This window comes from Pontibacillus sp. ABV4_188 (genome assembly GCF_056311905.1).
On the sequence record NZ_CM149975.1, the window covers coordinates 3,106,658 to 3,120,388 of the forward strand.

11 protein-coding genes, 1 riboswitch and 1 other annotated feature are annotated in these 13,731 nt (G+C 40.0%); of the genes, 3 read left to right on the forward strand and 8 right to left on the reverse strand.

All coding sequences use genetic code 11. The annotated features are described in order from the left end of the window. Positions 1-136 precede the first annotated feature (136 nt). The 4 genes from leuS to ACYX4O_RS15955 form a co-directional block, all read right to left on the reverse strand. Positions 137-2,554 carry a leucine--tRNA ligase gene (leuS, locus tag ACYX4O_RS15940; protein ID WP_476352136.1) on the reverse strand — a complete coding sequence of 806 codons (2,418 nt, stop codon included), beginning with the start codon at positions 2,552-2,554 and terminating at the stop codon, positions 137-139. 71 nt (positions 2,555-2,625) lie between these two features. Beyond that, positions 2,626-2,842 (reverse strand) — a binding site (T-box leader). A 66-nt stretch (positions 2,843-2,908) separates the two neighbouring features. Beyond that, on the reverse strand, positions 2,909-3,868 hold the full coding sequence (locus tag ACYX4O_RS15945) for an ABC transporter permease (protein WP_476352138.1): 960 nt from the start codon (positions 3,866-3,868) through the stop codon (positions 2,909-2,911). After that, positions 3,852-4,766, reverse strand: coding sequence for an ABC transporter ATP-binding protein (locus ACYX4O_RS15950; RefSeq protein ID WP_476352140.1), 915 nt, complete (start codon positions 4,764-4,766; stop codon positions 3,852-3,854). The genes ACYX4O_RS15945 and ACYX4O_RS15950 overlap by 17 nt, the downstream gene beginning before the upstream one ends. 214 nt (positions 4,767-4,980) lie before the next feature. After that, the gene (locus ACYX4O_RS15955) at positions 4,981-5,268 is read right to left on the reverse strand and encodes a DUF2524 family protein (RefSeq protein ID WP_476352142.1); all 288 of its coding nucleotides are present in this window, start codon (positions 5,266-5,268) and stop codon (positions 4,981-4,983) included. A gap of 136 nt (positions 5,269-5,404) precedes the next feature. Between ACYX4O_RS15955 and mnmM the strand changes: the two genes are divergently transcribed. Further along, entirely contained in the window at positions 5,405-5,965 is a 561-nt protein-coding gene (mnmM, locus tag ACYX4O_RS15960; protein WP_476352144.1) for a tRNA 5-(aminomethyl)-2-thiouridylate-methyltransferase MnmM, read from the forward strand. A gap of 95 nt (positions 5,966-6,060) precedes the next feature. On the opposite strand, the gene ACYX4O_RS15965 is transcribed toward mnmM, so the two are convergent. Both ACYX4O_RS15965 and ACYX4O_RS15970 read right to left on the reverse strand, forming a co-directional pair. After that, complete coding sequence (locus tag ACYX4O_RS15965; protein ID WP_476357171.1) at positions 6,061-7,098, reverse strand: tetraprenyl-beta-curcumene synthase family protein; 1,038 nt, start codon at positions 7,096-7,098, stop codon at positions 6,061-6,063. Positions 7,099-7,160: 62 nt separating this feature from the next. After that, entirely contained in the window at positions 7,161-7,937 is a 777-nt protein-coding gene (locus ACYX4O_RS15970) for a lysophospholipase (RefSeq protein WP_476352146.1), read from the reverse strand. 76 nt (positions 7,938-8,013) lie between these two features. Here ACYX4O_RS15970 and ACYX4O_RS15975 point away from each other — a divergent pair, with 76 nt between their 5' ends. Together ACYX4O_RS15975 and ACYX4O_RS15980 are read left to right on the forward strand one after the other, a co-directional pair. Then, positions 8,014-8,541 (forward strand): gamma carbonic anhydrase, encoded by a 528-nt coding sequence (locus ACYX4O_RS15975; RefSeq protein WP_476352148.1) that lies wholly within the window; start codon positions 8,014-8,016, stop codon positions 8,539-8,541. 46 nt (positions 8,542-8,587) lie between these two features. Then, positions 8,588-9,469: a C39 family peptidase gene (locus ACYX4O_RS15980; protein WP_476352150.1), complete on the forward strand. Its 882-nt coding sequence runs from the start codon at positions 8,588-8,590 to the stop codon at positions 9,467-9,469. Here ACYX4O_RS15980 and asnB read toward each other — a convergent pair. After that, positions 9,462-11,369, reverse strand: a complete 1,908-nt coding sequence (gene asnB / locus ACYX4O_RS15985) for an asparagine synthase (glutamine-hydrolyzing) (RefSeq protein WP_476352152.1) — start codon at positions 11,367-11,369, stop codon at positions 9,462-9,464. The genes ACYX4O_RS15980 and asnB overlap by 8 nt on opposite strands. Positions 11,370-11,685: 316 nt before the next feature. Then, positions 11,686-12,885, reverse strand: a complete 1,200-nt coding sequence (gene metK / locus ACYX4O_RS15990; RefSeq protein ID WP_476352154.1) for a methionine adenosyltransferase — start codon at positions 12,883-12,885, stop codon at positions 11,686-11,688. Between the two features lie 304 nt (positions 12,886-13,189). Continuing rightward, positions 13,190-13,299, reverse strand: a riboswitch (SAM riboswitch). Between the last annotated feature and the right edge of the window lie 432 nt (positions 13,300-13,731).

Sequence of the window (13,731 nt, forward strand, 5' to 3'; positions counted from 1 at the left end):
ATTTTATATCATTTTTTATTGAAGTCAAGAGATACGTTTATGGGTATTTATCCCGATCAGAATACTATGTTTTAAAGCCTTTTCATAGTTATTTACTATAAAAAAGAGGTTGCTTATATAAGCAACCTCTTTTGCATTAGTTTGCAACAATATTTACAAGTTTGCCAGGGACAGCAATTACTTTGCGGACCGTTTTACCTTGGATCCATTCTTGAATCGTTTCATCTGCCATCGCAAGTTTTTCAAGTTCCTCTTTAGACGCATCTTTTGGAGCACTTACTTTAGAACGAACTTTACCCATAACTTGAAGGACAATTTCAACTTCATCATCAATTAGCTTCGCTTCATCGTGAATCGGCCAGGCTTCATAACTAATTGTACCTTTATGACCTAGTATACTCCACAATTCTTCAGCTAGGTGCGGTGCCACAGGAGAAAGTAGCTTCACAAATCCTTCTGCATATTGTGCAGGGATTTCACTCGCTTTGTATGCATCATTAATGAAGACCATCATCTGTGAAATAGCTGTATTAAAGCGAAGTGCCTCAAAGTTTTCAGTTACTTTTTTAACTGTTTCATGGTAACTACGTTCAAGGTCTGTATTCTGACTATCATATTTGACTTTGTCAGAAAGACTACCATTATCAGCAGAGAAAAGGCGATGCACACGATCTAAGAAGCGGCGAGCTCCATCTAAACCATTCGTAGACCAAGCTACCGATGCTTCTAGTGGACCCATAAACATTTCGTAAAGACGTAATGTATCTGCTCCGTGTGTCTCGACGATATCATCTGGGTTCACAACATTCCCTTTAGACTTACTCATTTTCTCGTTGTTTTCTCCAAGGATCATACCTTGGTTAAATAGACGCTGGAACGGTTCTTTTGTCGGTACAACACCAATGTCGTAAAGGAATTTGTGCCAGAAGCGAGCATATAGAAGGTGAAGAACCGCATGTTCTGCTCCACCGATATACATATCTACCGGTAACCATTCTTTTAGTTTTTCAGGATCAGCTAATTGCTCGCTATTGTCTGGATCAATGTAACGAAGGAAGTACCAACAGCTACCTGCCCATTGAGGCATTGTATTCGTTTCACGACGACCTTTCATGCCTGTCTCTGGATCTACGACATTCACCCAATCTTCAATGTTTGCAAGCGGCGATTCGCCAGTGCCTGATGGCTTAATATTTTCTGTCTTCGGAAGTTCAAGAGGAAGATTTTCAACTTTCTCAGCCGTTACAGAGCCATCTTCCCAATGAATAACTGGTATTGGTTCTCCCCAATAACGCTGACGGCTGAATAGCCAGTCACGAAGACGGTACGACGTTTTCTTCTCACCCTTACCTTCTGCTTCAAGCCATTCAATCGCTTTTTGTATTCCTTCTTCTTTATCAAGACCATTTAGGAAATCAGAATTAATATGTTTTCCATCTCCTGTATAGGCTTCTTCTTCCACATTTCCGCCTTCAACAACAGCACGGATTGGAAGATCAAACGTTTTGGCAAATTCATAATCACGTTCATCGTGAGCAGGCACTGCCATAATTGCACCAGAACCATAAGACATTAGAACATAGTCCGCTATCCATATCTGAATGCGTTCTCCATTTACAGGATTAATCGCATAAGCTCCTGAAAACACACCTGATTTCTCTTTCGCAAGGTCCGTGCGCTCTAAGTCACTTTTCTTAGTCACTTCATTGATATAATCTTGAACCGCTTCATTTTGTTCAGCCGACACAACCTGCTCAACAAATGGGTGTTCAGGGGCTAGTACGGCATACGTTGCACCAAATAAAGTATCTGGACGGGTCGTAAATACGGTGAATGTTTCATCGTGTCCATCGACCTCAAAGTGGACATCTGCCCCCTCAGATTTACCAATCCAGTTTCGCTGCATATCTTTAATACTCTCAGGCCAGTCTAGGTCTTCAAGGTCTTCTAATAAACGATCTGCGTAAGCTGTAATTTTAAGCATCCACTGTTTCATCGGTTTACGAACAACAGGGTGTCCCCCGCGCTCACTCACACCGTCTACGACTTCTTCATTCGCAAGAACTGTACCAAGTGCAGGGCACCAGTTAACAGCAACTTCATCTACATAGGCTAAGCCTTCTTCATACAGCTTCGTGAAGATCCACTGTGTCCACTTATAATAGTTTGGATCTGTTGTATTTACTTCACGATCCCAATCATAAGAGAATCCAAGTGCTTGAATTTGACGACGGAAGTTATCGATATTTTGCTGCGTGAAGACAGCTGGATCATTACCTGTATCAAGTGCATATTGTTCAGCAGGAAGTCCAAATGCATCCCAACCCATTGGATGAAGAACTTCGTACCCTTGCATGCGTTTCATGCGAGAAACAATGTCTGTTGCTGTCATCCCTTCAGGGTGTCCAACGTGAAGACCAGCTCCTGATGGGTATGGAAACATATCTAGTGCATAAAACTTTTCTTTATTACTACTACTGTCAGTTTTGAATACTTTTTCACCAACCCAGTAATCTTGCCATTTCTTTTCGATCGATTTGTGATCGTATGCCATTGCTTTGACCTCCTAGAACTTGTGCTGAATAACGTGATTTGATTATAAAAAAATAAACCTCTCGCCCCAAACTCTGGGACGAGAGGTTTCGAATACCCGTGGTACCACCCAAATTAACGCCAGTTGACGCTCACTCGAATCCTTAACGCGGAGAACGGCGAACCCTACTCTTACGTTCAGGCGCGCAACATCAAAGGTGAGTTCATAAAGGTCAAGGATAGCTTCCACCAGCCGCCATCTCTCTTCTTGCTTGACACTTTTATTACTAGTCCTTATCACAGTTATTCAGACCGTTAGTTATGATAGTAAATTGTAAGCAATTCTTCTAACAATGTCAAGAAGACAGGTACCTGATCAAACCGCTATGTCCCGTTTCCTGAACGAAGTGTACATAAGTACATGAAATATAACCAAATACACAAGAATGACCATTAACGAAAATAAGGGAGTGACGTCCATAAATGGCTGGCTAAGGTGCATCGAAAACTCGTTATGTGCAAACAAGATGTACTTAGCCCATTCATACTTTCTCAACATCAACATTGCAGGTAACGTAGCGAAAGATAAGAACATTGTAATCCCAATAGCCAAACCGCTTGAACGAAATAGTGCTCCTATCACAAAAGCAATCGTACCCATTACTACAACGTTTACCATAGCATAAAGATAGCTTTGTAAGATCCAGAATATTGCAGGCCACTCTGAAACCTCCTCACCATTCCAAGTTAAGAAGGTGTAAGAATCATACGGGAAGTATATGATTGATGCCACTAAAGAGGAAACAAGTAAAAGCAAAGCAATCGCAACAGAGAAAAGAAGCACAGTGACATATTTGCTGTAAAGAAGTTTCGTGCGCTTAGCCGGCCGAATAGCCAGTAATTTAATAGTACCTTTTTGAAATTCATGAGCTAGAATACCTGAGGCCACAATAATGACAAATAAAACGATTAAAGAAAAGAAATTTGAGGATGTATTCATAACATGCCAGAAACTCCCCACTTCAGCAGGTGCCAGCCCTTCATCAAGACGATATTGGGCAAGTTCAATTTGCTGGGCAGCATTCTTATAATCAGAAGATGATGGATCCGCTTCTGATTTCTGAGCTTCGTATGTGTTAATTTGTTGCTGTAGTCGTTGTTCAGAAGTATTGGCTCCTATCGGTTCTTCACGGTGGCTGTAATCCCATTTTAAAACTCCAAATATACCAAATACAGCAATAATAAGAATAATAGACATAATCCATGTACTCTTTCTTTGCATTAACTTCATCCATTCATTACGAACTAAATTCACAAAACTACCCAACTTGCTCACCACCCGTTACTTTTAAGAATTCGTCTTCTAATGTTGATTTCGTATTCTCAATTCCATAAACGAGAATCCCTTGCTCCACTAACACTTTATTATACTCGGGCACTTCGTCTTGAGAAATTGATATAGAGATAGATTTCTCACCTGTCTCAATCTCTACTCCTTCAAACGCTTGCTCTAAAACATCTTTCGCTTGAATAGGTTGATTTACGGTAAATGTCCACTTTGTTTTCTGTGTTTCCTCTTTAACGGTACGTATATCAATCAATTTTCCTTTTTGAATAATACCAACTCGATCACACATTAATTCGATTTCAGATAAAAGGTGACTAGAAACGAGAATACTCACGCCTTCTTCCTGAGCTATTCTACGTAAATATGTACGAAACTCTCGAATTCCCGCAGGGTCTAATCCATTCGTTGGCTCATCCAAAATCAGAAACTTTGGTTTATGTAAGAGTGCCTGTGCTAAACCTAAACGCTGCCTCATACCGAGAGAATAGGTTTTCACTTTCTCACCAATACGAGAAGTTAACCCAACTTGCTCCACCACTTCTTGAATGCGTTCTTTTGTAATTCCTTTGTGCATTCTAGAAAAATGAATCAGATTCTTGTATCCAGACATGTAATCATACAATTCCGGGTTCTCCACGATTGCCCCCACTTGACTGATTGTCTTCTCATAATTCTCAAGTAAAGAAGTTCCCCCAATAATTACATTTCCGGCAGTAGGTTTCATAAGGCCAACCATCATTCGAATGGTTGTTGTTTTCCCCGCTCCATTCGGTCCAAGGAAACCAAACACCTCTCCCTCATACAAGTCCAGATCAAGGTCATGAATAATCGTTTTGTTCTTAATGTCTTTCCTTAACCCTTTAAGTTGCACGACTGATTTAGCCATTTATATGTACCTCCTTCTATTCTCCATTGCTCACTTGCCCATTACTCTTAGATATACGGTATACATCACATTAGGTTTCAAGATCCTTAACATTCTTTTACATATCTGTTCTTCTTCTGAGAAACATCGCTTATGTTAGTGTAGCTATTAACTTATATGGACAAAGCATTTAACAAAAGAAAAAACCCTGCGTCTTTTATGCAGGGTTCTTCTTTTATTGCTTCTTATATTCGCCCAAGTTTTCATGATCTAAAATCATATCGTTTAAAACTTGTGTCACTTGCAGATGCAAACGGTGAAGCTCATCTTTCTGTTGATGGTTGGCGCTATGCATAAGCTTTTGGATTTCAGTTTCTGCTTCTTCTAAACCAAGTTGAGCCTGGCTGTACTCATCATTCGGCTGATAACCGACTTGGTTCGCCTGTTCTAATTGTTCTCTCGCGGCTTCCATCTTTCTTTTTGCTACTTCTACCATGTTTTCTATGGAGTCACGTGTGGCCATGATTATCACCTCACTCCTATAATGTGCATCAGACCTATTCCTATGCATTTCAATTCACTTTTGCTATTTGTACAGACATGCTACAATGCATCATAGGAAAAGCTTCGAAACACATCTCAAGAAGGAGACCATACCTATGTTGTATCGTATCTTAGATTATGCGCACCATTTGTTAGAACAATCGATCCACCCAGGCGAAACAGCCCTTGATGGTACAGCCGGAAACGGGCATGACACTGTCTTTTTAAGTAAGCTCGTTGGAGATAAAGGAAATGTGCTGTCCTTTGACATTCAGGAACAAGCAATTGAGTCAACGCATGACAGACTTGTCGACAATAATATTCATAACGTCAACCTTATTATGGATAACCATGCACACTTTGAGAAATATATAGATGAAGAAGCCATTCTGGGCGGGGCAATCTTTAACCTTGGATACCTCCCTGGCAGCGACAAAACGATTGTCACTGAAGCAGCCTCAACACTTGAAGCCGTTCATGGAATTCTAGAAAGACTGAAGAAAAAAGGCCTATTAATACTCGTTGTATACCACGGTCATGAAGGTGGACAAGAAGAAAAAGAAGCTCTACTCAAATCCCTTTCAAAGCTAGACCAAAAACAATACAACGTCCTACGATATGGATTCTTGAACCAAGTAAATACTCCTCCATTTATTCTGGCAATCGAAAAGAAGTAACTCCTTAACGCACAAAAGCGTGCCAGACACCCTTTAGTTTGATAAAGAGTGTCTGGCACGCTTTACTAGTAAGAAAGCAAACGAAAACCCGTCCTCTATGCGAGGGCGGGTTTCAGTTTGTGATAAAGTTTTGAGTTCATGTAGAAGAATTTGGCTTTTGTGCCGCTTACGCTTAATAATTCTTTCACTAACGGCTGTGCCCCTTGGAGCTTTTGAACTTTTGAGTCCGCTAAGTAAAGACCCACAAGCCCTTTTTGCACCATGTGGTGAAATGAGGCATGAGGTAGTGAATTAACATGTAGCTTGGTTTGATCAATAAAGTACAGGAAGCGTTCTTTCATATGGTCATCATGATCATAATATGTACAGAAGTTTAAGTCTCCTTCTTCGAGGTCTTCCTGCTGATCAATATAGTAATCCAATAATATATGAAGCCCCTGCATATATGGGAAATATCCATTATAGACTTGCGACGCGACTTCCTTAGTCAAATGTTCTCCGTGCGCGTAAGATACGAGACAAAAGATCCCAAGTGTTGAACCAGAACAAGCAGAAAACTCATACCAGCTAAGATCTTCCCAGCGATTCTGGTAGTTATTAAACCAACTCTTCAAACGAGGTACACGTTCATCCATTTTTACATGCTTATGAACTTGCAAATCACAATATAAATCCGCTAATTCATGTAGATAACCCTTTATCTGTTCATAATTAGAAAGTTGGCCAAGTAGATTCTGACACGTTTTAACCAGGTCTTGTAAGTATCCACCATCCTCTTTCTCTTCACGTTCTGCATAATAATCACTGATAGGATTCCCTGGTGTTAACGCATCCTTCATAGAGGTGTGCAATGTTCTGAAATCCTTAGGGTCTAAAGATGTACTTCGATCACACAAGTTATCTAAGTAATCCGAAATCGTTTGATACGCAACGACAAATTGGATGGCTTTATCGCGATTATCCCCTGCCAAAATCGCATAAATCGACCCTCCTTCACAATGGAACGTTTTGTCTTCTATTGAATCGAGAGCTTGTCTACGAAGCTCTTGGTTGGGAATTTGACTTGCTCGTTCTTTCCAGTAACTTAATTCCTTGTGAACCTGAGGGAAAATCTTCCGATATATTGTAGCCATCAAGGGAATAGCACGTCTTGGTATGGAGCCCAAAAGAAGCAACCTCCTTTATATACACTATTCTATAGATGCATCTCCAGAAATGATTTCGCATACTGAAATACATCGTCTTGTTCAGGATCATTAAAGATCTCATGGTATAATCCTTCCCATTCTTTATAAAACTTTTCATGAATGTGAAGTGAATTAAACCATTTTAATGTAGCTTCTTTATTTACTATTTTATCATCTCCCGCTTGCATCACAAGCGTCGGCACATCTTGGTACTTGCCGATATGTTTAAAGGCTAGTTCAATTCCTTTCTCAAACTCTTTATACCAGCGTACAGAAACTTTCTTTAACATTAAACGGTCACCATGATCCCTCTGCAGCACACTAGTGTTCCTTGTTACGTGCTCTGGATTTAAATTCCCTTTTAGCTGCAATTTAGGCGCCACAATGTTTAAGCCCTTCGCAACTACCTGAAGAGGCTTAGGAGGAGGGTTTTGAATCCCTAATCCTGGTGAGGAGAGTACTACGGCTTTAATGGGTAACTCCTTCTCCTCTAGTAAGCGAATAGTAGCAAGCCCGCCCATACTATGGGCTAGCAAAAATATAGGTAAGTTCGACTTCTGAGCTTCTTCCACCCAAGTGCTGATCTCGTCTAAATACTCTTCGAAACGATCAATATGTCCTTTAACGCCATCGTATTCTCCGTGAGCAGGAAGATCACCATATATAACTTCGTACCCTTCATTGACCCATCGATTTGCCAAGACATCATATCGACCAGAATGTTCAAACGCCCCGTGAACAATCACAACGAGTCCTCTAGCACCTTCTACTGTAATATGCTTCATACCATCTTCCTCTCTCCTATAGTCTTCTCCCTTTTGTTATACTTATAATATCAACACAATCGAATGGAGGATTCAAATGATCTACCCTTATAAAGGACATATGCCTACTATTCATGACACAGCTTATATCGCAGATGATGTTATTATTACAGGAGATGTGGTCATAGAAGAGGAAGCAAGTATATGGTTTAAAACTGTCATTCGTGGAGATGTAGACCGAGTACATATTGGAAAGCGATCCAATATCCAAGATCAGAGTATGTTGCATCAAAGTCCAGGAAACCCCTTACTTATTGAAGATGATGTAACTATTGGTCATCAAGTTATGTTGCACTCAAGCATCATCCGACAAAATGCTCTTATTGGAATGGGTTCTATTATATTGGATGGAGCTGAAATCGGTGAAGGAGCGTTTGTTGGGGCAGGTAGTTTGGTTCCACCAAACAAAAAAATCCCACCTAAAACACTTGCATTTGGACGTCCTGCTAAAGTTATACGAGAATTAACCGATGAAGACGTTAGAGATATGGAACGAATAAGAAGGGAATATGTTGAAAAAGGGCAACATTATAAAACAGTAACACCCAGTCGTCCCGATCTCTAAACTTCACCCGCAGAAGAGTCTCAATTACTAGGAGGGATATGCATTTATGTATATTGTACTTTTCTCAACCTCTGTGGCTTTGGCTGTGATCCTTTGGACGTTCAGCCTTAGACCTAATCTACGAAACTCTTATAAGCAATTACTTAAATGGTATAGTGTTCTGTTTATTGCATGCTCTTTATTTACAGGAATAATCACAGTGCAAACACAGAACACAACACTTCAAAACCTATGGAACAACACATCCAACATGAAACACGTTTCCGCGAACCAGAAAAAAACAGATGAAGAGACCGGGAATGCTCCAACAATCGAAAAGTACCATCTAAAACAAGAAGTCCACATAGAAGTTCCTGCTCTTAAACAATATCCAGAATTGCCAAGAGGATGCGAAGTCACCTCTTTAAGCATGCTCTTAAACCACTATGGTTTCGATGTTGATAAAATGACGCTAGCTAAAAAAGTAAAAAAGTCTGAACAAGCGTACAAGAATATAGACGGCCAAATTCACTACGGTGACCCTAACGAGGGGTTTGTAGGAAATATGTATAACCTAAATGAACCTGGATTCGGAGTATATCATGAACCGATCGCTTCACTCGCTCGCCAGTATGCTGCGGATCGAGTTCATGACTTCTCTGGTGGAAGCTTTTACGAAATCCTTGAGCATCTCGATAACGGACAACCCGTTTGGATTATCACAAACACCTTATACAAGCATTTGCCTAGTAAGTTTTTCGAATCTTGGATAACGCCAAACGGTCCACTAAAGATTACGATGAAAGAGCACTCTGTTCTAGTTACGGGATATGATTCAGAATTTATGTATTTTAACGATCCTCTTACAGGCCAACAAAAAAAAGCACCCAGAAACGACTTTAAAGAAGCCTGGGTGCAAATGGGAAAGCAAGCAATCGCCATTAACTAATGGTTAGCTTGCTTTTTGTTTGGTCTTCACTAATTAATTCTTCAAAAGAATATTTCCGCTCAACGAAAATTTGGTGCCATAACATAAACATAAGAACGGTCCAAATCTTCCTTGAGTAGTCGCCTTTTCCTTGAACGTGATCTTCAAGCAACTGAGACACAGCTTTCTTCTCAATCAGATGATCCGTTTCACTTTCTTGGATCAGTGTCTTCGCCCAAGTGTTTAATTCGTCTTTTAACCAATGACGAATTGGAACTGGGAAGCCAAGTTTCTTCCGGTCGAGTACATGATCAGGAACAATCCCTCTTGAAGCTTTACGTAAAATGGATTTCGTCGTACCATCTGTGATCTTCATATCAACCGGAATTTCACGGGCAACATTAAAGACTTCTTTATCCAAGAATGGAACACGAAGTTCAAGAGAGTGAGCCATTGTCATCTTATCTGCCTTCAGTAGGATATCTCCGCGCATCCAAGTATGAATATCAACATATTGCATCTGGTTTACAGGATGATAAGCTTCTGCATTTTGATAAAGTGAACGCGTTAATGACTGGTAAGAAGATTTACTATGATAATCCTTAAGCAATTGTTGCTTTTCGGCTTCTTCAAACATCTTCGCATTACCAATGTAACGGTCACGTAAAGGTGTAGTACCTCTCTCTAAGAAACTCTTACCTTTTACACCTTCTGGCATAACCTTAGCTACTCGTTGAAGCAAGCTCTTAGCTACACCTGGCATAGAATCAAACATTTTTAACGATTGAGGTTCACGATAAATATTGTAACCACCAAACAATTCATCAGAACCTTCTCCCGATAGCACAACCGTAACGTGTTTACGTGCTTCACGCGCTACAAAATAAAGTGGTACACAAGCGGGATCTGCTAAAGGGTCATCCATGTGCCACATAATTTTCGGAAGCTTCTGGACATACTCTTCAGGAGTAATGATATAAGAGTGATTCTCAACCCCAAGTTTCTCTGCCGTTTCTTTCGCTACGTCTACTTCAGAAAATCCATCACGTTCGAAACCAACTGAGAATGTTTTCAAGTTGGGATTAAACTCACGTGCCATAGCAACGATAATGGACGAATCGATTCCTCCAGAAAGGAAAGACCCAACCGGTACATCACTACGCATGTGTTTGTTCACAGAATCATACATGACATCTTGAATACGTTTAATCCAGTCACTTTCACTACCAGCCACTTGTGTGAAAGTTGCATGCCAATAACGAGTGAACTTAATGGCTTTCCCTGGCTTCTTAACGAAATAATGGCCAGGTTCTACCTTAGAAATCCCATCTGTTAGGGTAAGAGGTTCCGGAACATATTGATAGCTTAAATAATGTTGCAGAGCTTCTGTATTAACTAGTTCATTCTCCTGAAGCAACGTAATACTCTTCTTCTCTGACGCAAAATATGTGCCATTATGTTGTTCACTATAGAATAATGGCTTAATGCCGAACGGATCCCGAGCTCCGTAAAATGTTTGCTCTTCTTTATCCCAAATTAAGATCGCGAACATACCGCGAAGATAAGAGAACGCTTCTTCCTGTTTGTCCTTGAATAAGGCCGCGATAACCTCTGTATCTGATTCTGTCTCAAATGTATATCCTTGTTTTTGAAGGTCTTCACGTAGTTCCACATAATTGTAAATTTCTCCGTTAAACACCATCCAAATCTTTTCATCATCATAGCTAAGAGGCTGATGGCCACTTTCGATATCAATTATACTTAAACGGCGAAAGCCAAAAGATATGTAATCATCATGATAATACCCTTCATCATCAGGGCCACGATGAGTGATAATATCGTTTCTTCGCTTAAAAGACTGCTTCTGTTCTTCATCTACTGGAGATGGAACATCTCGAATAACACCAATAAAACCGCACATACGAAGATCCTCACTTTCATTCTCACTTTGCTATTTCAGTTTATCACAAAATGGGTGTAATTGGCAGAGACCCACGGTACCCTTAAGGTGTCGAACAGGTTCTCTTTAAATTGTTTTTATACTTCACAGATATTCGTTTTACCCGTGAATTTAAAGTCGGTAACGTCTGAGTCAAAAAAACATGATTTTGACAGACTATAATAGTTTATCATGTTTTCACATAAGGGAGGGCAACGATTACAATTCAATTAAAAAAATGCCAGCGAAACAAAAAAGAGCACAGAATTGCTATGCAAATCCATGCTCCCACCTATACTTATAAGTTTGCTAGTTGCTTTAATTCTTCTGCTTTATCTGTTTGCTCCCATGGGAACTTAACGTCCGTGCGGCCAAAGTGACCGTATGCCGCAGTGTCACGGTAGATTGGGCGACGAAGATCTAGCATTTTAATAATACCAGCTGGACGAAGGTCAAATTTCTCACGTACAGCTTCAACTAACGCCTCTTCTGAGACTTTCCCTGTACCAAATGTATTGATTGAAATTGACACAGGTTGCGCCACGCCAATGGCATAGGCTAATTGAACTTCACAAGAATCTGCTAATCCAGCAGCTACAATGTTTTTAGCAACATAACGAGCTGCATAAGCGGCGGAACGGTCAACTTTAGTAGCGTCTTTACCACTGAAAGCTCCCCCGCCGTGACGTGCATATCCTCCGTACGTATCTACAATAATTTTACGGCCTGTTAAACCAGCATCCCCTTGAGGTCCACCGATTACAAAACGACCTGTTGGATTAATGAAGTATTTTGTTTGTTCATCAAGCAGCTCTGCAGGAACAATTGGAGCAATAACTTGCTCTTTAAGATCCTTTTGAATTTGCTCTAGCGTTATTTCTGGGTGATGCTGCGTGGAGATGACAATTGTGTCAATACGAACAGGACGGTCTTGTTCATCATACTCTACAGTAACCTGGGTTTTACCATCAGGGCGTAGGTAAGGAACTGTTTCATCGTTGCGCACGTCAGATAAACGTTTCGCCAATTTGTGAGCTAAAGAGATCGGAAGGGGCATAAGTTCAGGCGTTTCATTATTCGCATAACCAAACATTAGACCCTGGTCTCCTGCACCAATATTCTCAATTTCCTTATCAGTCATTTGACCTTCTCGTGCTTCAAGAGCTTCATTTACTCCAGCTGCAATGTCTGGTGATTGTTCATCAATTGCTGTAAGTACTGCACATGTTTCTGCATCAAAGCCATATTTAGCACGTGTATAGCCAATATCCTTAATTGTATTACGCACGATTGATTGGATGTCTACGTACGTATTTGTTGAAATTTCTCCTGAAACGAGAACTAATCCTGTTGTAACTGTCGTTTCACATGCTACACGAGCGTTCGGATCATTTTTTAAGATTTCATCTAATATGGCATCAGAAATTTGGTCACAGATTTTGTCAGGGTGCCCTCCTGTAACTGATTCTGATGTAAACAAGCGGCGGTTTGCAGCCATTCCCTCAAACTCCTCCTTTAAAATACTCTTATCTTTGAGACGGAACTCATCACCCAGCTATCTATTCAGAAAAAAGTAAACCAGAGTTATGTAAATTCTTTTATAAATGAATTTACACCGATCTATTCACCTGGAACAGTTTCGTATATTGTAAACGAATGAAAAAAATACATGAGAAAACGTCGAAATTCGCTACACTTAGCAAATGTCGATGACTTTCAAAATACCTTAGAAAGCGTTTAGAAACCTTTCGAAAGTATAAAAAATCCCTTCCCATAACGAGCAAAGGGAAAGGGTCCATTCGCTCTTATCGTTCAAGGAGATCTTCCTTGCATCAGGTTAGCACCTTTTCATTTAAGGATGACGGTTGCTGGGTTTCATAGGGCCTGTCCCTCCACCTTCTCTGGATAAGATAGTTTCCGTTCGCGACTTATCATAACGTTTTAACCCTTATATGTCAACTGAATATAGCGTTATCATCGCTTTATTGAATGGTCAGGGAACCACTTTTTTCACTTAATTGTAATCATGCGATGTCTAACACTTAAATTTATTGATGAACGGGGTTACTGGTCACAAATGTCTTTAGAAAGAAACATTAAATCAAGGAAAAAGGTGAGTTGAGATCGAAGTAATATATGATAGAAGTAAAGCACTTGTGCATTTTTCCATCTCCCCATTTCAAAATTAACAATAATGAAAGTATTTCATCTTTTCTTTTATTTTAACAGTCACAATTTTGCCGTAATTTCATTATAAAATAGTATGGACTAATAAAATGAATGTGTTATACTAATGACACATTGAGTCTAAACCTATTCAACTGACTGTATAGAAATAAAAGCA